The following is a 21,850-nucleotide window of genomic DNA, read 5'->3' as shown; positions in this document are numbered from 1 at the left end:
CGAGGCCCACCAGGCGAATCGGGCTGGAGAAAAGCCCGAAAAACTCCTCCCACTGGGGATTAAGTGGTCTATAGAAGTCTCTCAAGGGGAAGGGCGTGTGGAGCGGTAAACAGTCCCCTTTGGAAGGGGAAGGTTGGGAGGGGGTGAGCAGGCACGCCCTGCGGCGCGGTCTGTGGGGGAGACAGGCTGTCTTGCAGGCGATCACGCGCCCCCTTGCCCCGGCAGCCCGTACACCCGGCGCGCGTTCGCGTCCGTTACCCGTTCCAGCTCGTCCGCGTCCAATCCGCGCAGCCCCGCGATGAACTCCAACGTGTGCCGCACGTAGCCGGGCCGATTGGGCTTTCCCCTCTTCGGCACGGGGGCGAGGAAGGGCGCGTCCGTCTCCACCAGCAGGCGGTCCTGGGGCACCGTGCGTGCGGCCTCCTGAATCTCCCGCGCGTTCTTGTACGTCGTGTTGCCCGCGAAGCCGAAGTACGCTCCGCGCTCCACGCCGAACGCCAGCAGGCCGGGGTGACCGCTGAAGCAGTGGAGGATCACCTGAACGTCCGGCCAGGCCGCCAGCACGTCTATCACGCCCCGCTGCGCGGAGTCCTGCCCTGCCTTGTCGCGCACGTGGATGACGAGCGGCTTGCCCACCCGGCGCGCCAGGTCGAGCTGCCATTCGAAGGCGGAGAGCTGCGCCTCCCTTTTCGTGTCGTCCCAGTAGTCGTCCAGCCCGCTCTCGCCGATGCCGACCACGCGGGGGTGTAGGGCCAGGGCTTCCAGGTCGGTGCGAACGTCCGAGCTGTCCTCCTCCGTATCCGTCGGGTGCAGGCCCACGGTGGCCCATACGTCCCCGAACTGCTCGGCCAGGGCCACGGCGTTGCGCGCGTGTTCGGGACTGGCGCCGATGCAGACCATGCCCGTCAGGCCGAGTTCCCCACGCGCCGAGGCCGGGTCGTCGAGAAAGTCGAGGTGGCAGTGGGTGTCGATCATGGGGGAGAGGGTACGCGGTGCGCGTTGGGTGAAAAAGGGTGCCCCTCCACTGCCCCCATCCCTCCTCACCTCCAGTCAGCCCCGGCCCACCACTCTCATGAGGCGGGGGCGCTAAAGTGCCGTCGTGCTGAAAGCCGGGGTGTACGCGCTGCTCGCGCTGGGAATCTTCGCGCTGGTGTTCGCGCTATTGCCCTCGCGCGATCTGGGCGGGCCGCAGACGGGCGCCACCCTGCGCGGCGTGTCGCTTACCCTCTATCCGTCGCGCGACCCCAGTGCCGTCTGGCGTTTCCGGGCGGCGGACGTGACGAGCGATCCGCTCAAGGGGGAGACGCACCTCGCGGGTCTTTCGAACGGCGGGCGCTGGGTGAGGGACCGCCAGGGTCGCCCCGTGCTGGACGCCACGCTGGCCGCGCCGGACCTCACCATCGACGCGCAGGACAACATGATGACGAGTCAGGCGAAGATCACCCTGGTGCAGCAGTGTGCGGATATCGAACTGCGGGGCAACGACGAGCAGCCCGTGCGGGTCGAGCAGGGGACAGGCTTCAGCGCACCTCTGACAGACATTGATGCCCCTTCGCTCAAAGGCCGTATTCCCAACCTCCAGATGAGCTTCGACTTCGTCATTCTGGATGCTGGTCCGTCCGATATCAGCTCAGACTTGGACGGGACTGAAACGTGCGAGAACGGGAAGCGCGTGCTTCACAAGCCTGTCGCCACATCGAAAAATCAAGGAGACCGCACATGAATAACCCCAGACGACTCGCCCTGATCGCGGCCTTGGCCGCCACGACCGTTCTCGCGCAGACGACCTCGGAAAAACGCATCATCAACATTCAAGGGGCGCCGCGAGGTGACCTGCGGAACGGACCGCTCACCTTCTCGGGCAGCCCGGTCAAGGCGACGGTCAGCACCCTCCAGATTCAGGCCTCGCAGGCGACGCTCGCAGCGCCCGCCGGGACGCCGCTTACGAACGCCAAGGGCAAGCGTACGGCGAACTTCAGCGGTACCGTGCAGGTGACGCGCGGCGGTCTGACGGCTAAGGGTGGGCAGCTCGCCTACAGCGAGGCCAACGGTCGGGGCGTCCTCAGCGCGAGTCCCAGCGCGACCTTCGTGCCGCGGGATAAGAGCAACGACCCCGTCAACATCAGTGCGACCGAGATGAGCCTGGACGTGGACAACAACATCTCCACGAGTACTGGGAACGTCCAGATGAAGAGCGGCAACCAGAGTGGCCGGGCCGACCGGCTGATCTTCGACGAGGACAAGGAACTCGCGCAGCTCACCGGCTCGCCCAGCCTGACCCGCGCCCCGAAGGGCAACCAGAAGGAACTCGTGATGACCGGGCAGGAGGTGCGGGCGCTGACGGGCAACAAGACGCTGTACGTGCGCGGCAACGTCAAGCTCGTGCAGGGCACCCTCACGACGACCGGGAACGCCGTGTACTACGACGACAAGAAGAACGTCGCCTACGTGATCGGCAACGCCGTCAGCGTGGACAGCAAGACGAAGGTGACCGTCCGCGCCCCTGCCAGCGGCGCCTTGGAGCAGCGCACCGACCTCGCCCGCGTGCGCGCCCTGAACACGCCCTTCAAGATCCCCACCGAGCAGTTCGACGTGCTCGGTGACAAGTAGACTCAGGCCGTGCGGCGCCCGCTGGCCCTGACCCTGGCCCTCCTCGTGGGGGTGACCCTACCCGCGTATGTGCTGGCGCAGGAGACTTCCCCGCCGCCAGCCGCTGCTCCGGCACCTGCTCCTACCTCTGCCCCCCAGGCTGCACCGTCGCAAACGGAGACATCGCAGACGACGGACGCCACTCCCCCCACCGGGAACGAGGCCGAGAACGCCAGCCTCGAACTTGTCCGCAAGGGCGACGACGGGCAGGAGCGGCGCATCCGCATCGTGCGGACGGGGACGAGCGACGAGACGGGCATCTTCACCATCTGCAGCCGCCAGGACGACGAGCCGGAGGATGCCCCCAGCCTCGCCGTCTTCAGCGAGACGGGGCCGGGCGGGGTCCGCATTACTATCGACAAGAACGTGATTCGCGTGCCGTTGGCCCTCGTCACCCAGCGGCAGGGCGAGAACGGTGAGGGGGGCGACGGGCGTGTGGAGGCGAGCGCGGGAACGGCCCGTTTTCTGGAGAACGCGCCGGAGGGCAAGACCGACCGCCTGAGCCGCTGCGCTGTAGAAGCCACCCCCAAACCCGCCCCCGACACCGTGCTTGTCACCCAGGGTAAGACCGAACTCAAGGGCGAGAAGCTGGTGTACGACGAGTCGGACGGCATCGCCCGCATCGACGGCCCGATCTCCTTCATTCGCCCCTCCGACGACGGCCCCCTGACGGGCAGCAGCGCGAGCATCGAGGTGGACGTGGACGCCGAGCAGACGGTGCTCGTGGGCAACGTCGTGCTGAACAGCAAGGGGGGGCGCGTCAGCAAGGCGGCGCGGGTCGAATACGACGACCAGGCGAACACCGCCCGGCTGATCGGTACCGCGGACCAGCCCGCCGAGAGCACCCAGGGCGGCGACGTGCTGCGCGCCCAGGAACTCCTCTACGACCTCGACCGCAACGAGGTCGTCGCCCGCGCGGCGGACGGCGGCACGATCACGGGCGAGTTCCAGGACGGGGAGCAGGGGGACTCCAGCTCGGGGACACCTGCGACGACCACTCCCCCGACTACGCCGCCGGAAACGCCCCCCGATCAGCCCGCGCCCGACCCCACCCCCGATCCCTCCGGCTCCTGAGCCGGGGGTTTTTTCTGCTGCCCCCATGGGGTAGATGCTGCACGTATATCCTCTATATAAAAAAACACGGAAAGGACGCAATTCTCCCCTCTCCCCTCGTGGGAGAGGGTTGGGGTGAGGGGGCGTGTGACCACCTTGAGCGCCCGCTAGATGCCCTGCCGGTCTTCCCAGTCGCGCGGCGGAGCATGCCCGCTCACCCCTCTGCAAGCAGCTCTGCGGGTCCCAACCTCCCCCCTCAAGCTTGCAGGCATCCTGTGGCGCCGACGCTACTCCCCCAGCCGCCGACCCGTCTCGCGCAATACCCCGGCGCTCTCTTCCAGTGCGACCCGCTCCTCCTCCGTCAGGGAGGGCATCAGGGTGTCCTCCACACCCTGGGCGCCGACCACGCGCGGCAGGCTCAGGCTGACGCCGTACTCGTCCGTGGGGGCGCTCACCGTGAGGACCGCACGGCGGTCACCCAGGATCGCCTCGGTGATGCGGGCGAGGGCCGCGCCGATGCCGTAGTAGGTCGCGTGTTTGCCCTGGATGATTGCGGCAGCGGCCGCGCGGGTCCCGTGGTCGATCTCGTCCCGCATCGCGGCCGACCATTCCCGGCCCCGCGCCCTCATGAAATCAGCCACCGGAAGGCCCGCCACGGTGGCGGTGCTCCAGGCCAGGACCTCGCTGTCGCCGTGTTCGCCGAGGACGTACCCGTGGACGTGGGTGGCGTCCACACCCGCCCGCTCGGCGATCAGGTGGCGGAAGCGGGCGGAGTCGAGGACCGTGCCCGAGCCCAGCACGGGCTGCCCCGGCGCCAGGCGCGTGGCGAGGTCGGTAAGCACGTCGACCGGGTTGGTGGCAATCAGCAGCACGGCCTCCGGGGCGTGCCCCGCGACCGAGGGGATCACCTCGCGGAAGATGGCGGCGTTCTTGTCCAGCAGGTCCAGGCGGCTCTCGCCCGGCTTCTGGTTCGCCCCGGCGGCGACCACGACGACCCGGCAGTCCATTAAAGAGGCATAGTCGCCGCTGCTCACCCGGGTCCCGTGGCTGACGGGCGCCGCGTGGGCGATGTCCTGCGCCTCGGCCTGGGCGCGGCCCCCGTCCTTGTCCACGAGCACGAGGTCGCTGCACGAGCCGCGCAGGGTCAGGGCGTAGGCGGCCGTGGCTCCCACCAGTCCCGCCCCGACCACGCCGACTTTCACCGCCGTCCCCCCGGCAGCCGCACGGTGAGGACCGGTACCGCGCTGCGGCCCACCAATTTTTCGGCCGTGCTGCCCAGCAGGAAATGTTCGAGCGCGCCCTGCGAGTGCGTCCCGACCACGATCAGGTCCGCCTCCCAGCGCTGCGCGGCGTCCAGAATGCCCGTCACCGGGTCGCCCACCATCAGTTCCGTCTCCTCGCCCTCCCGCGCCAGGCGGGCCAGGCGGCCCCCGTCGGCGTCCTCCATCGTCTGAAGCAGGGTCGGGTCGACGCTGCCCGGGGTCAGGCCGCCCCCCAGGTCGGGCGTGGCGGTCACCCGGGTGTCCGTCACGTGGACGAGGTGCAGGCTCGCGCCCGGGAAGCGGGTCCGGGCCACCTCCAGGGCATGGTCGGCGGCGGGCGAGAAGTCGGTGCCCACCACAATGCGCCCGAAGGTCCGGGCCGCCGCGCCGCCAGTTCCACCCGTACCCGCCGTCAGAATCACAGGATCGGTCATGCGCCGAACGTACACCCACCCTGTCAGGCCCGCCCACTTTCTGAAGGTTGGGTAAAGCTGCCCGGGGCGTGACCGCGTCACACTGCCCCATGCACCTTCAGAGTCTGGGGGCGGCGCTCACCGTCACGGGCAGCGCCCACCTCCTCACCACCGCGCGCGGGGCCGTCCTGATCGACTGCGGCATGTTCCAGGGGGACGAGGATCTGGAGGCCCGCAACCGCGAACCCTTCCCTTTTGACCCCCCGGACCTCGCGGCCGTGATCCTGACGCACGCGCACCTCGACCATGTCGGCAGGCTGCCGCTCCTCGTGAGGCAGGGCTACCGGGGACCCATCCACTGCACGGCGCCCACGGCGGCCCTGGCCGAGACGGTGCTGCTCGACTCCGCCCGCCTTCAGGTGGAGAGCTTTCGCCAGGCCCTGCGGAAAGCCCGGCGTGTAGGCCGTGAGGCGGAAGTGCCGGAGCCGCTGTACGACGAGGACGACGTTCACCGCACCCTCGCCCTGCTGCGCCCCTCCCTGCGCTTCGGGGAGGCGGCGCGGGTGGGGCCGCTGCGGGTCACGCCGTTCCGGGCCGGGCACATCCTGGGGAGTGCCTACCTGCTCGTCGAGGCGGAGGGCGAGCGCCTGATCCTGTCGGGCGACCTGGGCAACCGCGAGAGCGGCCTGCAACTCGACTTCACGCCGCCCCCACCCGCCGACGCGGTCGTGATCGAGACGACGTACGCCGACCGTCGCCACCGCTCCCTGCCCGCCACCCTGGCGGAATTCCGGGACGCGCTGCGGCAGAGCATCCGGGCGGGCGGCAAGATTCTGATCCCCACCTTCGCCATCGAGCGGGCGCAGGTGATCCTCTACACCCTGAGGAACCTGATGGAGTCGGGCGAGGTGCCGCGCATCCCCGTCTTCCTCGACTCTCCGATGGCGGCCCGCGCCACCTCCGAATATTTCGAGTACGGCGATGAGCTGATCCCGCCCATCCGCCAGGCCCTTCAGAACGGCGAAGACCCCTTCCGGCCCTCGACCCTGCACGTGGTCCTCACGAGCGCCGAGTCGCAGCGCCTGAACCGCTACGACAGCCCGGCGATCATCCTGGCAGGCAACGGCATGATGACGGGCGGGCGCATCCAGCACCACCTCAAGCATCACCTCTGGAAGCCGAGCACCAGCCTGGTGATCGTGAGTTACCAGTCGCCCGGCAGCCTGGGGGGCCGGATCGTGGCCGGGGCCGACACCGTCCGGATCATGGGGGAGGAGGTCGCCGTGCGCGCCCGGGTCAACACCATCGGCGGCTTCTCCGCCCACGCCGACCAGGACGACCTGCTGGCCTTCCTGTCCACCACCGGCACGCCCCGCGTGTGGCTCGCTCACGGCGAGCCGGAGGTGATGGAGGCTTTCCTGCCCGTGCTGGCGTCGCGTGGCCTGACGGGAACCCTGATGCCCGACCGCCGGGAGGTGGACCTGCTGAGTACGACCTTCCCGGGGGGGCGCCCGCCCGGTCTGCCCGTGGGGGGGCACGACGCTCAGGACAGCGTGGGGGGCGAATAGTCAGGAGGGCTCAGCCTCGCCGGGTGCGGTCAGCCGCAGCAGCTCGGCGTACACCCGTGCCGTCACCGCCGCGTCCTCCAGCGCGTCGTGCGCCCGGTACTCGAACCCGAAATGTCCGGCGAGCCCGTCGAGGCCGGTGCCCAGCTTCCTCGGCAGGCGCCCGGCGTGGATCAGGAACTGCGCGGTGAGCTTGGTGTCCACCCGCCCGCGCCGGAACACCTCCCCCAGGTTCGGCAGGAGCGTCCGCAGGAACCCCGTGTCGAAGTGCAGGTTGTGCCCGCCCAGCATGACCCGCCCGACCTCCCCGGCATAGGCGCGGATGGCGTCCGCGATCTCCCCGGCAGGTCGAGCCTCGGCGTCATGCGCCGCCAGGTCGATCCCGTTCACGGCCATCGCCTCCTCGTCCACGTCGTACTGCTCATGCCGCACGCGCAGGTGCAGGGGGCGCGTGACCTCCCCCCTGGGCGTCAGGGTCACCAGCCCGACCGTCAGGAGTGGGTGCCGGGCCGGGTCGCGCCCGCCCGTCTCGGTGTCCACGAAGATGATGGGCTGGTTCAGGGCGGCGAGTCGGGAGGGGGTCATGCGCTAGCCTCCCACGTCCGCTGAAGGAACGGGATACGTTTTTCACGCCTGACCTTTACCCTGGAGCCTGATGACCAGAATCCTGCTCCTCGCCCTGCTGCCCCTCTCGCTCGCCGCCTGCGGGCAGAAAGGCCTGCAAGGCGTGAAGACCTTCAACTACCAGGGCGGCGACCACCGCAGCGGCGCCCTGGTCTACGCCGAGACCCCCCCGGCGGGCGGCCCCCACAACCCCATCTGGCAGAACTGCGGCATGTACGACCGGCCGCTGTACAACGTGTACGCCGTCCACAGCCTGGAACACGGGGCAGTGTGGATCACGTACCGCCCGGACCTGGATGCCGAGGGTGTGGTGGCGCTCAAGGGGCTCGTGGACGGGCGCCCCTACACCCTCCTGAGCCCCTACGAGGGGCTGCCCTCCCCGGTCGTCATCAGCGCCTGGAACGCGCAGCTCGCCGTAGATACCGCCACCGACGGCCGCCTGAAAGCCTTCCTCGACAAGTACGAGCAGGGCCCGACCGCCCCGGAACGCGGCGCGGCCTGCTCGGGCGGGTATGGGGGGACGAGGTAGGCCGGGAGCCTACTCCTCGCCCGTCGACACGGGCCGCCCGTCGTCGCTGATCCAGTCGCTCCACGACCCGGCGTAGAGGCGGTTCTGCGGCCCCAGCGGCACCCCGGCGAGTTCCCGCGCGAGCAGGTTCGGGGTGGCGCTCACCCCGCTCCCGCAGTAGGTGATGGTGGGGGCGTCTCCCGCATTCAGCCGGGCGGCCTGAGCCTCCGCGTCCCGCCAGTGCCCGCCCTCGTCAAGCGCCCCGGCCCACTCGCGGTTCACCGCCCCGGGGATATGCCCCGCCTTGCGGTCGAGCGGTTCCACCTCCCCCCGGTAGCGGGCGGGGGCGCGGGCGTCGATCAGGAGTGTCCCCAAGTCCCGGTCCTGCACGTCCCCCACCGTGGCGACCATCTCCCACTGCACATTCGGGGCCAAGGTCGCGGGGGCGTGGCTCGGCTCGTCGGTGCCTGGCCGTCCCCCCGCGGCAAGAAAGGCGGGCCAGCCGCCGTCCAGCACGTACACCTGCCGGTGCCCCAGCCAGCGCAGCAGCCACCACGCCCGGGTGGCATAGAAGCCCTGACCGGTACTCGGGTCGTCGTAGGCGACCACGACGCTGTCGTTGCTGATACCAACGCTGCCCAGCCAGGCGGAGAACACCTGTGGGTCGGGCAGTGGATGCCGTCCCCCCACACCATCCGGCCGCACTGGCCCGCTCAAATCTGTTTCCAGGTCGGCGTAGACCGCGCCCGGCATGTGCCCCTCCAGGTAGGCGATGCGCCCCACCAGCGGATCAGTCAGCGCGTACCGGCAGTCCAGAATACGCACCTGGGGGTCGGCCAGATGCTCAACCAGCCAGGTGGCGGCCTTGAGGGGGGACTCGGGCAGCGGGGTCTCTGAGGCGGTCATGCCCGCAGGCTACACCGGGGTGAACACCAATAAAAAATCCGCCTCTCGGACGGTGATAGAGAAAAGATAGCGTGGGATGCAGGGGAAGTCAACTTATGCAGCCGGGTTTTGCGAAACTCATCCTCAACTTCCGAGCCCTAGGCCTGCGAGTGTGAACCGGGCTTCAGCAAATCCGGCGACTTCCCGGGGCGCGGCGTTCCGAGAATGGGCGGCGAAAGGAGTGACCATGATTTCCAGAGCTGATATTCAGCGCATCCAGAGCCTGCCCGACGACGCGATGGTGCTGATGGCGGTCGTCAACGACAACCCCGACCTGCCCGACAACCACGGCACCGGCCTCCAGACCCGCGTGAAGGTGGGGATGCAGGAGGCGGGCGTGCCCCCCACGCCGATGGGGCAGGTCATGGACGACCTCCAAGTGGCCCGCACCCACCACGGCCGGAGTTCGCTTTACATCGTGGGCGAGGATCTGTTCGAGCGGTACGAGATTCAGGCCGACCTCCCCGAGCGCTTCCACTATGGCCGCCCCCTCAAGTCGCTGCTCGACAGCATCCTGGAGCTGATGCCGACGGTGGCCGTGATGGCCGTGGACAACGAGTGGGCCCGCCTCTTCGTGCTGCGGCAGGGTGAGCTTCAGGAGGTCAGCAGCGAGGAGAACATCCGGCTGGACGACGGCGACCGCTGGGACACCATCGTGTCCGGCACCCGCCACGTTCCCGGTGCCCCCGGCTCCGGCGGGGCGGGGCGCGGTCAGCCCGGCAGCGGCCCGCGCAGCGACAGCGGCACCGACCTCTTCGAGGCGCGCGAGGACGCGGCGCGGCAACGCTTCTACAACCAGAAGGTTCAGCAGCTCGGGCAGGTGCTGGACGTGCTCGACATCGAGCAACTCATCCTGGTCGGCACCGTGCAGCGCTTGGCCGAGTTCAAGGCCGAGATTCCCGCCAAGGCCCCCTACGAGGTCATCGGCGAGACGAACGTGATCGGCGGAACGAGCTGGGCCAACCCGGCCGAGATCCTGGAGAAGATCACCCCCATCGTCGAGGAACACCGCCAGAAGACCGAGGAGCAGGTGCTGCACGACATCCAGGAGCAGGGGGTGATGGAGGTCGAGCGTGTCCTGGAGATGGTGCAGCAATCGCGGCTTTACCGCCTGATCATCCCCGAGGACGGCTCGCAGATGCACCTCTACCGCAGCCACAATCGTGAGGTGCCGTACTTCACCGCCCAGAAGGACGTGACGGAAAGCCCCCTCGACGGCAGCCTGATGGAGCGCGTGACGTTGGAGGAGGTGCTGCCCGACTTCGTTGACCTCTACGGGGTGGAGGTCAAGCGCCTGCACGGCGATTACGCGAACCGGCTGGTCAAGGAGTTCGGCGGGCTGGCGGGGCTGCCCCGTTACTGACCCACCGCTCCTGACCTCAATGGGAGAGGGGCGACCCGCACGCCGCGTGGTCGCCCCTCTCCCTACCCTTTTCCCTACCGGGCGACCTCCACGGCGCGGCTCTCGCGCACGACCGTGACCTGCACCTGGCCGGGGTACTCCATGTCCTGCTCGACCCGCCCGGCGATCTCACGGGCCAGTAGGGTGGCCTGCGCGTCGCTGACCTGCTCGGGCTGCACGATCACGCGCACCTCGCGCCCGGCCTGAATCACGTAGGCCTGCTGCACGCCGGGAAACGCCACGGCGATCTGCTCCAGTTGCTCCAGACGGCGCACGTAGGCTTCCAGTTCTTCCCGCCGCGCCCCGGGTCGGGCCGCGCTGATCGCGTCGGCGGCAGCCACCAGCACCGAGTAGAGCGTCTCGCCGTTCTCGGGGTCGTGGTGGTGGGCGATGGCGTCGATTACCTCATGCGGCTCCCCGAACCTCCGGGCGAGGTTGATCCCGATCTCGACGTGAGTCCCTTCGATCTCGCGGTCGATGCTCTTGCCCACGTCGTGCATCAGCCCGGCGCGGCGGGCGAGCGCGGCGTCCAGCCCCAGCTCGTCGGCCATGATGCCCGTCAGGTGCGCGACCTGCACGGAGTGCTTCAGGACGTTCTGCCCGTAGCTCGTGCGGAAGTACATCCGGCCCAGCAGTTGCACCAGGCCGGGCTTGAGACCCACCACCCCCGCCTCGATGGCCGCCTCCTCGCCCTGGGCGTGGATGAAGGTCTTCATCTCGTCCTGCGCCTTGTGGACCATCTCCTCAATGCGGGTGGGATGGATGCGCCCGTCGGCGACCAGGGCTTCGAGGACATGCCGCGCGACCTCGCGCCGCACTGGATTGAAGCTCGACAGGATCACGGCCTCCGGCGTGTCGTCGATAATCAGGTCCACCCCGGTCAGCGCCTCGAAGGCACGGATGTTGCGCCCCTCCCGCCCGATCAGACGGCCCTTCATCGCGTCGTTGGGAATGGGCACGACCGACACGCTGAGCTGCGCGCTCGTCTCGGAGGCGCTGCGCTGAATGGCCTGGGCGATCACGGTGCGGGCGGTGCGCTTCGCCTCGGCGGTCGCGCGCTCGGTCATCGCCTTGACGCGGATGGCCTTTTCCTCCTCCAACTCGGCGTCGAGCTGGCCCAGAATCAGCTCGCGGGCGACTTCGGGTGTCAGGCCCGCCACCTCGTACAGCTTGAGGTCGATCTGCCGCGAGCGCTCGGCCAGTTCGGCCTCCTGCCCGGCGAGGGAGCGCAGTTGCCCCTCCAGCCGCTCCTCCAGGGCGTCGAGTTTGTCGCCACGGGCGTCGAGCTGCTCGGCACGGCGGTTGAGGCGCTCGATCTCGCGCTTGAGTTCTTCCCGCTCGCGGCGGGTTTCCTGGCGGTCGGCGCTCAGGGTCTCGCGCTCGCGGGCGGCGTCCTGGGTCGCGCGCGTGCGCTCGGTCTCGATCTGGGCACGCAGGGCCTGGAGCTGCTCGCGCTGCGCCTCCAGGCCCCGGGTGCTCTGCCGCTCGCGCTCGTCGGCTTCCTGAAGGCGGCGACTGGCGTCCTGAAGGCGTTGGTCGGCCTGCTCACGCAGGGTCCGGGCCTCCTGCTCGGCTCCGGCCCGGATGCGTTCCGCCTCGGCGCGGGCTTCACGCTGGAGCCGGTCGTCGATGGCGGCCCGTTCCTGCCGCCCCCGCGATTGCCCGGTGAAGAACCCGCCCGCCAACCCCCCCAGGAGCGCCAGAATGACGGACAAAATTGTCATGTTGGCCCTTCCTTTCGGTCGAATGTGGGGATGCCCATCAGCGCGGCTCATGGGCACGCCCCGAGAAGTGTCAGAAAAAGTGGTTGTGGTACGAGTGCGAACACTCGTGTGACAGTCTAGCGCGGGGCACCCCGGGCCGCGTCCGGGCCGGGTGGGGAAGAGAAAACGCCGCCACAGCCGGGCGGCGCTCTGGGGCCGTGCGCTCAATTCACCCCGCGCGCCCGTCCCTCCCACAGCTCCCGACGCAGCAGGAACTTCTGGAACTTGCCGCTCGCCGTCTTGGGCAGGTCGTCACGGAACACGTAGTGCTTGGGCGCCTTGTATCCGGCAAGGTGCTGGCGGACATGGGCGTTCAGGTCCTCGGGGCTCGCCTCCTGCCCCACGTGCAGGGCGATGAAGGCGCACGGCACCTCGCCCCACCGCTCGTCCGGTTGCGAGACGACCACCGCCTCGCGGACGGCGGGGTGCGCGTACAGCACGCCCTCCACCTCCACCGAGCTGATGTTCTCCCCGCCCGAGATGATCACGTCCTTGTTGCGGTCCCGGATCTCGATGCGCCCGCCGGGGTGGACGACCGCCACGTCCCCGGTATGGAACCAGCCGCCCTCGAACGCCTTCGCCGTCGCCTCCGGGTTGTCGAGGTAGCCCTTCATCACGAGGTTGCCGCGCACCATGATCTCGCCCAGTGTCTGCCCGTCGTGGGGAATGGGGGTGAGGTCCGGGCTCATCACCTCCACCTCCCCGGCGAGCAGCATCTCGAAGCCCTGCTTGGCGGTGAGGACGGCCCGCTCCGGGGTGGGCAGCGCCTGCTCCGCCTCCGAGAGTTCGGCCACGGTGATGAGGGGGCTGGTCTCGGTCAGGCCGTACACCTGAAGCACGTCGAAGCCCAGGGCGTCCATGTCCGCGATGGTGCGCGCGTGGGGAGGGCTGCCCGCCGTCGCCACCCGCACGGTGCGGGGCGTGTGCCGGGCAGTGGCGGGGTCGGTGATCATGCTCAGGACGGTCGGCGCGGCGGCGAGGTGCGTCACTCCGAACGCATGGACCGCGTCATGGATGGTGTCGCCGCGCAGGACGGGCAGCGTGACGTGTGTGGCCCCCACCCCGAAGGGACTCCACACCCCGCCCCACCCGTTCGCGTGGAAGTCGGGGAGGGTGTGCAGGTACACGCTGTCCTGATCGAAGCGGAAGTTATAGATCGTCTCAACCGCGTTGAGCATCACGTTGCGGTGGGTGAGCATCACGCCCTTGGGGCTGCTCGTCGTACCCGAGGTGTAGTTGATCGTGATGGTGTCGTCCTCGTCGGCCACCGCGTAAGGCAGGGGAGAGGGGTCCTGCTCCGCCAACCGCTCCTCGAAGTCGCCGCCCTCGCCCAGCACCCAGAGGGGAAGGCCCAGCTCGCGGCAGGTCTCCTCCACCTTGGGGGCCAGCGTAACGTCGGCCAGGACGAGGGAAACCCCCGCGTGCCGAAGCTGAAAGGCGTACTCGGGCGGGGTGAGGCGGGTGTTCAGCGGCACGAGGACGCGTCCCGACCACGGCACCCCCGCGTAGGTCAGCAGGCCGTGGTGGGTGTTGAGCGAGAGGACCGCCACCCGCGAGCTGGGGGGAACGGCCTGTCCCACCGCACGCGCCAGGCGGTAGATGCGCTCGCCCCACTCGCGGTAGGTGAAGGAGGGGCCGCCCGGCTGGATCACGGCGGTCCGTTGCGGATAGGTCTTCAGGCCGCGCCGGACGAGGTCGAGCGGCGTGAGGGGCGTCTTCATGGGGCACCTCCGGGGAAGAGCTGTGGAGTTGGTGCCCCTACTGTAGTCCTGAACGTCCCGGAGGGGGGAAGGCCCATTCTCAGCGCAGGTATTCGCGGAAGTAGCTCAGCATGTCGCGCCGGGCGTCGCGGCTGGCGAAGGTGTCGGCGATGCGGCTGTTCTGGAGCAGGAAACTGTGTGGCTCACCCTGGTACACGCTGAGCTTGAAATTCTTGTTCGCGGCGTCCAGCTTCCCCGCGAGGCGTAGATGGACGCGATGGGGCTGGGCTGATCCCTCGTCCCGTGGATGATCAGCATGGGGGCTGTCAGTTGGTTGATGAAGGCGCTGGGTGCCTGGGGCTTGGCCGCCGTCCCGCCCTGGTCGGGAAAGCCATACCACGCGACGCCCGCCTTGAACCCCTTCATCTGCGGGAGCAGCAGCATGGTGTAGCGCCCCCCCGCGCAGAAGCCCGTCAGACCGACGGTATTGATGTTCACGTCGCTGCGGGCCGAGAGGTACTTCAGCCCATCCTCGATCAACGTCTTCACCGTGGCGTCGCTCGGTTCCTGCTCGAAGGTCTGCCAGCCCAGAGCGAGCGTCACATAGCCCGCCGCGGCCATCTCGTCCACCAGGTCGCGGTAACCCTGCTCCAGGCCCCGGAAGGAATGCAGCAGGATCACGGCGGGCTTGCGAGTGGCCGACGCGGGTGCCGCGAGGTAACTCTTGTAGGCCCTCCCGCCGCTCGTCACGTTCACGTCGCTTCCCCTCACGGCCTGACCGAGCGCGAGGGAGGAAAGGGTGAGGGCGGCCAGCGTCAGCGTGGGCTTGAGCATGGGAACCTCCACCACTCAGCGTACCGGGTTCCGGTGAGGGTTCAGCGCCCTGGCTTCAGCGCGGCCGCCCAGCCCCCCCGCGTGACCCTTGCCATAACGCGGAAGCTTCCGTCGGGAGCGGGCTTCAGCACCGCCGCCTCCCCCTCCGCCAGCATCCAGCCCGTCGTCAGGCGCAGGTTCTGCTCGTGTGTGACGATAACTGTGTTCGTGCCTGCTCGCGGCGGCACCTTGAGCAGGGCGCGCAGATTGGCGATGACTCGCTGCCGGTCCGCCTCCGTCCCCGTGCGAAAGTAGGGATTATTCAAGGTGGGCGTCGGCGTCACCCATCCGGTGAGCAGCGCGGCACTGTCGCGGTTACGGCAATATTCCCCGCTCAGGACAGTGCCGATGGGGATACGGAGTTCCCGCAGAAGTTGTCCGACTTCACGGGCATTGGCCCGGCCCGGCTCGCTGAGGTTGCGCTGCGTGGAGCAGTCGCGCAGGTCCACCCGCGACGCATCAGCCCCCTCCGTATCAAAGTGGCGGAAGTAGAGCACCAGTCCCCCGGCCCGGAGCTGGGCGAGCAGGGCGGGCGTCAGGCCCTCGGGAACGGAGTCCGGTTGTGCGAGGGCGGATGGCAGGGTGAGGAGGAGCAAGGCGGCAACGGCGCGGCGCATGAGCCAGCCTAAACGTCCACCCTGCTCGCCACCGTAGCCCCCCTCCCAACAGAAAAAGCCCCAGCTTTCGCCGGGGCCTTTCTCGCGCGCCGTCTTACTTCTGCGCGTGAACCACGAGCTTCATCGGAATGCTGACTTCCGGGTGCGCGCGGTAGGTGATGTCGTACTCGCCGATTTCCTTGACGGTCTTCGGCATCTCGATCCGGCGGCGGTCCACATCGAAGCCGAGCCGGTCGAGCGCGCCCGCCACGTCGGCGTGGGTCACGGCGCCGTAGATCTTGCCCTCGCCCGCGCGGACGCTGAGTTCCACAGCCACGCCGTTCAGGCGGCTGGCGAGGTCCTCGGCCTGGGCCTTTTCCCGCTCCTGCTGCTTCTTGCGGGCGCGGAGCTGGGCCTCCAGGGTCTTCATATTGGCGGCGTTGGCGGGGGTTGCCATGCCGCGCGGGATCAGGAAGTTGCGGGCGTAGCCGGGCTTGACGTTCACCACGTCGCCGGTCTGGCCCAGGCGGCCGGGTTCAAGAAGGATCACTTGCATGGTTCAAGGCTCCTTACTTGCGGACCAGCTTCTCGGTGTAGGGCAGCAGCGCGAGCTGGCGGGCGATCTTGATCGTCTGCGAGATGCGGCGCTGGTGCTTGGCCGAGAGGCCGGTGCGGCGGCGGGGGAGGATCTTGCCGGTGTCGGAGACAAAGCGGCGAAGCATCTTCACGTCTTTGTAGTCGGTGATCTCCAGTTCCCCGATGGAAAAGGGATCGACCTTCGGCTTGCGGGGCCGCTTGGGTCCCTTGCCGCGGGGCTTGCGCTCCGTGTTGCTGCTCTGCGTCATTTGGGTTCCTCAAACCTGCTCAGAACGGCAGGTCTTCTTCTTCCGGCGGGAAATCGTCGAGACCTTGATCAATATCCAAGCCGCCCGAACGGGTCCCCGTGGTCGCCGCCCGCGCAGGTGCTTGGGCACGGCTCGCGCCGTACCCCCCACTCTGCTGCTGGGGGCGCGCCGCACTGCTCGCGGTCTGCGTGCGAGGTCCGGCGGGGGTGGCTGCGGCACTGCCGGTGGCCGCGCCTCGGGACAGGGCTTCGACTCGCGTCGCCTCTACTTTGGTGGAGTTGCGCTTGTTACCGTCGCGGTCGGTCCACGCCTCGTTTACCAGTCGGCCCTGCACCAGGACGGGATCGCCCTTCCGCAGGTCCTTCATGCTCTCGGCAAGGTCGCGCCACAGCGTCACGTCGATCCAGTGCGTCTTTTCCTGCTTCTGCCCCTGACGGTCGTTCCAGGTCTCGTTCACGGCCAGGCCGAGCCCGAGCACGGCGTCTCCGGCGGGGGTGTAGCGCAGTTCGGGGTCGCGGGTCACGTTCCCGATGACGATCACTTCATTCATGCCGCTGCCCATGCGAACGCCGCCTCCGGCGTCCTGCACGAGTTCGGGGGTGTAGCCGAGCTGCTCAACGCGCAGGGCCTTCACCTTGACCATGCTTCTCTTGCCGCCCTCAGGCGCTTCCCACTGGCTGTAATCCAGGCTGCCCTCGACCATCACGGGGTCGCCGGACTTCAGGCCCTTCTCGGCCTGCCACTCGGCGGGTTTGCCCAGGATGGAGACGCGGTGGTACCAGGGGAGCTTGCGCTCGCGGCCGTCGTTCCCGATCACGTGGTCCTCACCTGCAACGGTGGCCTCGAAGACGGCCACGCCGCTGGGCGTGTAACGGAGTTCGGGATCGCGGGCGAGGGCGCCGATCAGGTAAACGTGGTTCATGCCTCGGGCCATAACTGGGTCTCCTTTGCTGCTGGCGAAGTAACTAGGGCTTTAACGTTGCTGGCGGTGGCCCTTGCGGGTTGACCTCACGGTAACAGACCTGGCTCTTTACGTCAATGACGTAATGGCTCAGGCCTTCTTGGTCTTCCACTCCGGGCGGTCCTTGACCACCAGGATGCGGCGCACGTTGTCGCGCAACCGCAGGTTCGCCGCGATGTCCTTTTCGGGGTTGCCACTGGCCCGGATGGTGTACATCAGGTAGTAGCCCTCGCGGTCCTTGCCGACAGCGTACGCCAGGCGGCGGTTGCCCACGTCGTCCAGGTTGGTCACCTCGGCCCCGGCGTTGCGCAGCGTCGTGTCGATGTAATCCTTCTCGATCTGGAGCTGCTCGGCGCTGAGGTTGGGGTTCAGGATCAGGTTCAGGTCGTACTGGTTCATGATTCACCTCGCTTCCTGCCGCGTGCGGCCAAGGTCGGGCCTCGCCGGGCGGCGCAACTGGCAACTTTAGCAGAGAAGAGGCCGCCTTGCCAGAGCCAGCCGGACGATTGGGGAGTTTCGTCCCGCCCGGTACGCTGGGGCATGACCGAACAGGTGGAACAGAACTGGGCCGAAGGCATCCTCGACATCCTGAAAGAGGCGGTGGAGGGGGGCACCCCCGGTCAGGGCACGGCTTTTCTGGACGGCACGGCGGCGGACGGCAGCGGCAACCACGGCCTGCTCGCCACCCTGGAGGGGCTCAGCGCCGAGCAGGCCAGCCAGGAGGTGAACGGCTCGACGGTAGCTGGGCACGCGGCGCATACCGCCTTTCACATGGAGGTCATCGTGCGCTGGGAGCGCGATGGCGACCGAGGTCCCTTCGATTGGAAGGGCAGCTTCCGGCCCGCACAGGTGGACGAGGAGACTTGGCAGGCCGTGCAGAAGCGCGTCCGGCGGGCCTACGAGGAACTGGTCGCGTTTGCCCGGACACAGGCTGATCAGCCTGCCAACGGTGACGCGACGGGGGGACTCACGGGGGGAGTCGCCCACGTCACCTACCACCTCGGGAGCATTCGGCAAATGGCGAAGGCGGTGGGGGACGGAAGTTGAAGTCTGTCGTTCGCGGCTATACCGCAGCCGACGCACCCGCCTGGGTCGCCCTGTCCAACCTCATCCTGGGCCGCTCGGTGACTGTCGAGTCCTTTCAGGCAGAGGAAGCCCGGCGTAACCCCACGCAGTTCAGCCGCCGCTGGGTGGTCGGGGAGGGGGAAGAGCTGCGGGGCGGCGTACATTTCTACTTCTTCCCCTTCGACCCACCGGGCTTCCTGCACGCGAGCGTCTTCGTTCACCCGGAAGCACGGGGGCGGGGCATCGGGCGTTTGCTCTGGGCGGTGCTGGAAGAGGCGGCGCGGGAAGTGGGTGCGGCTGGCCTGGTGGCCGATGTGCTGGACACCGACCCGGCGAGCATCGCCTGGGCCGGACGCCGGGGCTTTCGCCAGCACGCGCACCGCTTCGCGTCCGAACTCGACCTGAAGGCTTTTGACGAGACGCCGCACCTTCCGGCCCTCGCGCGGGCAGAGGCGCAGGGCGTCATGTTCACTGATCTGCGCGGGGCGGACGACGCGACGGTGGAGCGGTATCTCGGTTTCGTGGCCGACCGCGCGACCGAGACTCCCGACCTCGCCGGGCATCCACGCTGGCCGCTTTCTCAGGTGCACGCGCTGCTGCACCTCGACCACGATCCCCGCCCCGACTGGCTTATCCTCGCCGTGGGGCCGGAAGGGGAGTGGCTGGGCACGACGGCGATGGTCCGGTACCGGGACCTGGCCTACAACGAACTCACCGCCACCCACCCGCAGGCACGTGGCCGCGGCCTCGCGCTGCCCCTCAAACTGCACGCCATCCGCCGGGCGCGGGAGGCCGGGCTGACGGTCATGCGGACGAACAACCACAGCTCCAACGCGCCCATGCTCGCCGTGAATCGCCGTCTGGGGTTTCAAACCCGGCCCGGACGCTACGAGCTGCACCTGCCGCTCAGGACGACTTCCGGCGCCTGAAGAGGTTCCACCGCGAGCTGCCCCGCTCCTCGGTGGAGGAGGCCTCGGGAGAACACGGGACAGGCGCTGGCTGCCCGTGGCGGCCCATCTGCCTGGGCGTGAGGGCCGCCCCCTCGGGGCAGGCATCCTCCTCAGCCCCCTCGTTCTCGGGCACCTCTCCCAACGCCGCCAGGAAGGTGCGGCGCAGGGCGTCTGCCTTGGGCCGATCCTGTGAGCGCTTGGCAAGGGCGAGTTCCACCAGCCGGGCAACCACGCGCGGCACCTCGGGATTCAGGCGGAGCAGGGGCGGCGCGAAGCGCGTCAGGTGCGCGGCCATGAGGTCCTCGTAGGTCTCGCCCTGGTGGGGCCGCTGCCCACCCAGCAGTTCGTATGCCAGCACGCCCAGGCTGTATACGTCGCTGGCGGCGCTGCTGCTCTCGCCCCGGTAGATCTCGGGGGCCATGTAGTAGGGGCTCCCGCTCGACTGACCCCCCTGGGCCGTCAGGTACGCGCTGCCCAGGTCCCCCAGCGCGGCGCGGCTACCGTCCACGTACACGTTCTGCGTCTTCACGTCCTGGTGGACGGCGCCCAGGCGGTGCAGGTAGGTGAGGCCCGAGGCCACATCCGCGAGGAGGCGCAGGGCTTCCTCCAGGGGTAGCCGCTCACCCTCCCGGGCCACCAGCAGGTCGCAGAGGGTGCCCTCAGAGTAGTAGTGCAGCGCCACGAAGGCTTTGGGGCCGAAGGGCGTGCCCGCGTACCCCTGCACCACGTGGGGGTGCCGGAACTGGAGGGTCAGCCGGACCTCGTTGCCGAAACGCTCGGCGGCCTCCTGCACGCGCAGCGTCTCCTCCAGGGGGATCTTCAGGGCGACCTGCTGCCCCCGCGCGTCCTGCGCGAGATGCACGAGCGAGGTGTGCCCTCGCCCCAGCAGGTGGAGGAGTTTGTAGCCGGGAATGGAGCGGTCAGCAGTCATGGGAGCCATAGGGAGGGGGAGGGCGTGCCGCCCCTTGCGGGAGGCGGCAACAAGGGTGTCAGCCACCATCACTGTAGGGGCGGATTTGTCACGTAAACCTGTCGGAAGCTGACCTGGAGCGCAAAAAAGAGGAGGGTCTCCCCGACCCCCCACCATGCCCTCCCCCGGTTACTCGTCTTCCCCCGCGTCCTCGGCGGCGCGTTTGCCCGCCATCCATTCCAGACCGGCCCACATCAGGTCGTCGAGGTCGCCGTCCAACACGTCGTCCGGGTTGTGCTTCATCAGACCCGTGCGGTGGTCCTTGACGTACTGCTTGTCCAGCACGTAGGAGCGAATCTGCGAGCCCCACTCGATCCTCTTCTGCTCGCCGCGCGCCTTGGCCTCCTCCTCCTCGCGCTTGCGCATCTCGATGTCATAGAGGCGCTGCTTGAGGATCTGGAGGGCGATCTCGTGGTTCTTGATCTGCGAGCGCGTCTGCTGCGACGCCACGGCGATCCCGGTGGGGATGTGCGTCAGGCGCACGGCGGAGTCGGTCGTGTTCACGCCCTGCCCCCCCGCGCCCTGTGAGCGGAACACGTCGCGGCGCAGGTCGGAGTCGGGGATGTGGATGTTGATCTCTTCCTCCGGCACCTCCGGCACCACGTCCACCGACGCAAAGCTCGTGTGGCGGCGGTTGTTGGCGTCGAAGGGCGAGACCCGCACCAGACGGTGAACGCCGTGTTCGGGCGCCAGCATCCCGTAGGCCTTCTCGCCCCGGATGATGAATTCGGCATTTACCACTCCCGCCTGCTCGCCGGGCTGCTCGTCGATCAGGTCGACCCTGTACCCGTGCCGCTCGGCCCAGCGCATGAACATCCTCGCCAGCATCCCCGCCCAGTCCTGCGACTCGGTGCCGCCCGCCCCGCTCTTCACCCGCACGATGGCGGGCACATCAGCGTGCTTCATGGTGAAGAGCGTCTCGCGGTACAGGTCGTCCACCCGCGTCTGGATGGATTCCTGCTCCTCGGCAAGCATCTCGCGTTCCTCGTCGCTGGCGATCTCCAGCATCTCGCTTAAGCCGTCCGCGTCCGATTGCAGCGTTCTGTACCCGTCCACGATGCGGCGCAGGTTTCCGGCTTCCTGCGTGACCTGCCGGGCGCGGCCTGAGTTGTTCCAGAGTTCGGGATCGCTGAGTTCGCGGTCCAGTTCGTTCAATCTTCTCGTCTTGCCGGGAATGTCAAAGGTACTCCCGGAGCGACGCCAGTTTTTCCAGCAGTTCCTGCATGGAGCGTGCCTCCCTTCCGCGCAGTCCCGTTGAGCGGGGCGCGGGCTATGCCGCCCAGGAGTATAGGTGAGCCGCCGCAACTCCTGGGGGCCGGTACCACGAAGTTGGCCTGTGAAGTTGGAGGAAATCTGTCGGCAAAGGGGCCGAACCTCCTCCTGAACGATGTTTTCAAGTTGATACCCGAGGGGGATGCGTGGGGGTTGACAGGCAGCAGTGTGCCCTGTATCTTTTCTGAGCCTCAAGCGAGGCGGGACGCATGACAAGGGAAGAGCAGAGATGCGAGAGCAGGGCCACCTGACAGGGTGGTGCGAGCGGACTTCCCCCCGGGGGTCTCCAGACTCGTGAAGAGCCGAGAGGCTCGAAGCCAAGCGCAAGCGAGGCATCAAACACATCAACAATCCTCGGAAGAGGTTGCTGAACCATTTTATGGAGAGTTTGATCCTGGCTCAGGGTGAACGCTGGCGGCGTGCTTAAGACATGC

Annotated in this window: 23 protein-coding genes and 1 rRNA gene; 9 read left to right on the top strand and 15 right to left on the bottom strand. The window is 68.5% G+C overall.

Features of this window, described 5'->3' with window-relative positions:
- Window positions 1–201: 201 nt before the first annotated feature.
- On the bottom strand, window positions 202–975 hold the full coding sequence (locus tag F784_RS0119840; RefSeq protein WP_019588467.1) for a TatD family hydrolase: 774 nt from the start codon (window positions 973–975) through the stop codon (window positions 202–204).
- Window positions 976–1,099: 124 nt separating this feature from the next.
- On the opposite strand from F784_RS0119840, the gene F784_RS0119835 reads away from it, so the two are divergent.
- From F784_RS0119835 to F784_RS0119825, 3 genes are read left to right on the top strand one after another with little or no spacing between them, the layout of a single operon-like run.
- Entirely contained in the window at window positions 1,100–1,723 is a 624-nt protein-coding gene (locus F784_RS0119835) for a hypothetical protein (protein ID WP_019588466.1), read from the top strand.
- Window positions 1,720–2,610, top strand: coding sequence for an LptA/OstA family protein (locus F784_RS0119830; RefSeq protein ID WP_019588465.1), 891 nt, complete (start codon window positions 1,720–1,722; stop codon window positions 2,608–2,610). The genes F784_RS0119835 and F784_RS0119830 overlap by 4 nt, the downstream gene beginning before the upstream one ends.
- Before the next feature lie 9 nt (window positions 2,611–2,619).
- A complete protein-coding gene (locus F784_RS0119825; RefSeq protein WP_019588464.1) occupies window positions 2,620–3,723 on the top strand; it encodes an LptA/OstA family protein in 1,104 nt (367 codons plus the stop codon).
- A gap of 266 nt (window positions 3,724–3,989) precedes the next feature.
- On the opposite strand, the gene F784_RS0119820 is transcribed toward F784_RS0119825, so the two are convergent.
- Together F784_RS0119820 and F784_RS0119815 are read right to left on the bottom strand one after the other, a co-directional pair.
- The gene (locus tag F784_RS0119820; protein WP_019588463.1) at window positions 3,990–4,904 is read right to left on the bottom strand and encodes an L-lactate dehydrogenase; all 915 of its coding nucleotides are present in this window, start codon (window positions 4,902–4,904) and stop codon (window positions 3,990–3,992) included.
- Entirely contained in the window at window positions 4,901–5,398 is a 498-nt protein-coding gene (locus tag F784_RS0119815; RefSeq protein ID WP_019588462.1) for a universal stress protein, read from the bottom strand. The genes F784_RS0119820 and F784_RS0119815 overlap by 4 nt, the downstream gene beginning before the upstream one ends.
- An 89-nt stretch (window positions 5,399–5,487) precedes the next feature.
- Between F784_RS0119815 and F784_RS0119810 the strand changes: the two genes are divergently transcribed.
- Complete coding sequence (locus tag F784_RS0119810; RefSeq protein ID WP_019588461.1) at window positions 5,488–6,945, top strand: MBL fold metallo-hydrolase; 1,458 nt, start codon at window positions 5,488–5,490, stop codon at window positions 6,943–6,945.
- On the opposite strand, the gene F784_RS0119805 is transcribed toward F784_RS0119810, so the two are convergent.
- Window positions 6,946–7,527, bottom strand: a complete 582-nt coding sequence (locus F784_RS0119805) for a 3'-5' exonuclease (protein WP_019588460.1) — start codon at window positions 7,525–7,527, stop codon at window positions 6,946–6,948.
- 70 nt (window positions 7,528–7,597) lie between these two features.
- Between F784_RS0119805 and F784_RS0119800 the strand changes: the two genes are divergently transcribed.
- On the top strand, window positions 7,598–8,095 hold the full coding sequence (locus F784_RS0119800) for a thioredoxin-like domain-containing protein (protein ID WP_019588459.1): 498 nt from the start codon (window positions 7,598–7,600) through the stop codon (window positions 8,093–8,095).
- Between the two features lie 9 nt (window positions 8,096–8,104).
- Here F784_RS0119800 and F784_RS0119795 read toward each other — a convergent pair whose 3' ends face one another.
- A complete protein-coding gene (locus tag F784_RS0119795; RefSeq protein WP_019588458.1) occupies window positions 8,105–8,980 on the bottom strand; it encodes a sulfurtransferase in 876 nt (291 codons plus the stop codon).
- A 226-nt stretch (window positions 8,981–9,206) separates the two neighbouring features.
- Here F784_RS0119795 and F784_RS0119790 point away from each other — a divergent pair, with 226 nt between their 5' ends.
- Complete coding sequence (locus tag F784_RS0119790) at window positions 9,207–10,382, top strand: baeRF10 domain-containing protein (protein ID WP_019588457.1); 1,176 nt, start codon at window positions 9,207–9,209, stop codon at window positions 10,380–10,382.
- Between the two features lie 74 nt (window positions 10,383–10,456).
- Here F784_RS0119790 and rny read toward each other — a convergent pair whose 3' ends face one another.
- The 8 genes from rny to rpsF all read right to left on the bottom strand — a co-directional run bounded on the left by rny (window position 10,457) and on the right by rpsF (window position 17,558).
- The gene (gene rny / locus F784_RS0119785; protein WP_019588456.1) at window positions 10,457–12,145 is read right to left on the bottom strand and encodes a ribonuclease Y; all 1,689 of its coding nucleotides are present in this window, start codon (window positions 12,143–12,145) and stop codon (window positions 10,457–10,459) included.
- 203 nt (window positions 12,146–12,348) lie between these two features.
- Window positions 12,349–13,905, bottom strand: coding sequence for an AMP-binding protein (locus F784_RS0119780; RefSeq protein ID WP_019588455.1), 1,557 nt, complete (start codon window positions 13,903–13,905; stop codon window positions 12,349–12,351).
- A gap of 105 nt (window positions 13,906–14,010) precedes the next feature.
- Window positions 14,011–14,718, bottom strand: coding sequence for a dienelactone hydrolase family protein (locus F784_RS23955; protein ID WP_051087009.1), 708 nt, complete (start codon window positions 14,716–14,718; stop codon window positions 14,011–14,013).
- Window positions 14,719–14,759: 41 nt separating this feature from the next.
- Window positions 14,760–15,374, bottom strand: coding sequence for a histidine phosphatase family protein (locus F784_RS24925; protein ID WP_019588454.1), 615 nt, complete (start codon window positions 15,372–15,374; stop codon window positions 14,760–14,762).
- Between the two features lie 94 nt (window positions 15,375–15,468).
- The gene (gene rplI, locus F784_RS0119765; RefSeq protein ID WP_019588453.1) at window positions 15,469–15,909 is read right to left on the bottom strand and encodes a 50S ribosomal protein L9; all 441 of its coding nucleotides are present in this window, start codon (window positions 15,907–15,909) and stop codon (window positions 15,469–15,471) included.
- 13 nt (window positions 15,910–15,922) lie between these two features.
- Window positions 15,923–16,198, bottom strand: coding sequence for a 30S ribosomal protein S18 (gene rpsR / locus F784_RS0119760; RefSeq protein WP_019588452.1), 276 nt, complete (start codon window positions 16,196–16,198; stop codon window positions 15,923–15,925).
- Between the two features lie 19 nt (window positions 16,199–16,217).
- The gene (ssb, locus tag F784_RS0119755; RefSeq protein WP_026332605.1) at window positions 16,218–17,132 is read right to left on the bottom strand and encodes a single-stranded DNA-binding protein; all 915 of its coding nucleotides are present in this window, start codon (window positions 17,130–17,132) and stop codon (window positions 16,218–16,220) included.
- A 117-nt stretch (window positions 17,133–17,249) separates the two neighbouring features.
- Window positions 17,250–17,558: a 30S ribosomal protein S6 gene (gene rpsF, locus F784_RS0119750; RefSeq protein WP_019588451.1), complete on the bottom strand. Its 309-nt coding sequence runs from the start codon at window positions 17,556–17,558 to the stop codon at window positions 17,250–17,252.
- Between the two features lie 141 nt (window positions 17,559–17,699).
- Between rpsF and F784_RS0119745 the strand changes: the two genes are divergently transcribed.
- Window positions 17,700–18,206: a DinB family protein gene (locus F784_RS0119745; RefSeq protein WP_019588450.1), complete on the top strand. Its 507-nt coding sequence runs from the start codon at window positions 17,700–17,702 to the stop codon at window positions 18,204–18,206.
- A complete protein-coding gene (locus F784_RS0119740; protein WP_019588449.1) occupies window positions 18,203–19,153 on the top strand; it encodes a GNAT family N-acetyltransferase in 951 nt (316 codons plus the stop codon). Before F784_RS0119745 ends, F784_RS0119740 begins: the two co-directional genes overlap by 4 nt.
- Here F784_RS0119740 and F784_RS0119735 read toward each other — a convergent pair.
- Entirely contained in the window at window positions 19,131–20,105 is a 975-nt protein-coding gene (locus tag F784_RS0119735; RefSeq protein ID WP_019588448.1) for a serine/threonine-protein kinase, read from the bottom strand. The genes F784_RS0119740 and F784_RS0119735 overlap by 23 nt on opposite strands.
- A gap of 168 nt (window positions 20,106–20,273) precedes the next feature.
- Window positions 20,274–21,369, bottom strand: a protein-coding gene (gene prfB, locus F784_RS25610) for a peptide chain release factor 2 (protein ID WP_157465396.1) whose coding sequence is annotated in 2 segments (ribosomal slippage) — window positions 20,274–21,323 and window positions 21,325–21,369 — 1,095 coding nt in all. Because the reading frame shifts where the segments join, the coding sequence is not laid out codon by codon here.
- A gap of 423 nt (window positions 21,370–21,792) precedes the next feature.
- Between prfB and F784_RS26905 the strand changes: the two genes are divergently transcribed.
- Window positions 21,793–21,850, top strand: a 16S ribosomal RNA gene (locus F784_RS26905); the annotation flags it as partial.

Source organism: Deinococcus apachensis DSM 19763, assembly GCF_000381345.1.
GTDB lineage: Bacteria > Deinococcota > Deinococci > Deinococcales > Deinococcaceae > Deinococcus > Deinococcus apachensis.
The sequence above is the reverse complement of the archived record's forward strand: the minus strand, read 5'-3'. Positions and strand labels throughout refer to the sequence as shown.

Excerpts from the sequence above, each read along its gene's own strand:
- F784_RS0119840 (WP_019588467.1), bottom strand. The coding sequence starts at position 975 with ATGATCGACACCCACTGCCACCTCGACTTTCTCGACGACCCGGCCTCG.
- F784_RS0119830 (WP_019588465.1), top strand. The coding sequence starts at position 1,720 with ATGAATAACCCCAGACGACTCGCCCTGATCGCGGCCTTGGCCGCCACG.
- F784_RS0119815 (WP_019588462.1), bottom strand. The coding sequence starts at position 5,398 with ATGACCGATCCTGTGATTCTGACGGCGGGTACGGGTGGAACTGGCGGC.
- F784_RS0119810 (WP_019588461.1), top strand. The coding sequence starts at position 5,488 with ATGCACCTTCAGAGTCTGGGGGCGGCGCTCACCGTCACGGGCAGCGCC.
- F784_RS0119805 (WP_019588460.1), bottom strand. The coding sequence starts at position 7,527 with ATGACCCCCTCCCGACTCGCCGCCCTGAACCAGCCCATCATCTTCGTG.
- F784_RS0119800 (WP_019588459.1), top strand. The coding sequence starts at position 7,598 with ATGACCAGAATCCTGCTCCTCGCCCTGCTGCCCCTCTCGCTCGCCGCC.
- F784_RS0119795 (WP_019588458.1), bottom strand. The coding sequence starts at position 8,980 with ATGACCGCCTCAGAGACCCCGCTGCCCGAGTCCCCCCTCAAGGCCGCC.
- F784_RS0119790 (WP_019588457.1), top strand. The coding sequence starts at position 9,207 with ATGATTTCCAGAGCTGATATTCAGCGCATCCAGAGCCTGCCCGACGAC.
- rny (WP_019588456.1), bottom strand. The coding sequence starts at position 12,145 with ATGACAATTTTGTCCGTCATTCTGGCGCTCCTGGGGGGGTTGGCGGGC.
- F784_RS0119780 (WP_019588455.1), bottom strand. The coding sequence starts at position 13,905 with ATGAAGACGCCCCTCACGCCGCTCGACCTCGTCCGGCGCGGCCTGAAG.
- F784_RS23955 (WP_051087009.1), bottom strand. The coding sequence starts at position 14,718 with ATGCTCAAGCCCACGCTGACGCTGGCCGCCCTCACCCTTTCCTCCCTC.
- F784_RS24925 (WP_019588454.1), bottom strand. The coding sequence starts at position 15,374 with ATGCGCCGCGCCGTTGCCGCCTTGCTCCTCCTCACCCTGCCATCCGCC.
- rplI (WP_019588453.1), bottom strand. The coding sequence starts at position 15,909 with ATGCAAGTGATCCTTCTTGAACCCGGCCGCCTGGGCCAGACCGGCGAC.
- rpsR (WP_019588452.1), bottom strand. The coding sequence starts at position 16,198 with ATGACGCAGAGCAGCAACACGGAGCGCAAGCCCCGCGGCAAGGGACCC.
- ssb (WP_026332605.1), bottom strand. The coding sequence starts at position 17,132 with ATGGCCCGAGGCATGAACCACGTTTACCTGATCGGCGCCCTCGCCCGC.
- rpsF (WP_019588451.1), bottom strand. The coding sequence starts at position 17,558 with ATGAACCAGTACGACCTGAACCTGATCCTGAACCCCAACCTCAGCGCC.
- F784_RS0119745 (WP_019588450.1), top strand. The coding sequence starts at position 17,700 with ATGACCGAACAGGTGGAACAGAACTGGGCCGAAGGCATCCTCGACATC.
- F784_RS0119735 (WP_019588448.1), bottom strand. The coding sequence starts at position 20,105 with ATGACTGCTGACCGCTCCATTCCCGGCTACAAACTCCTCCACCTGCTG.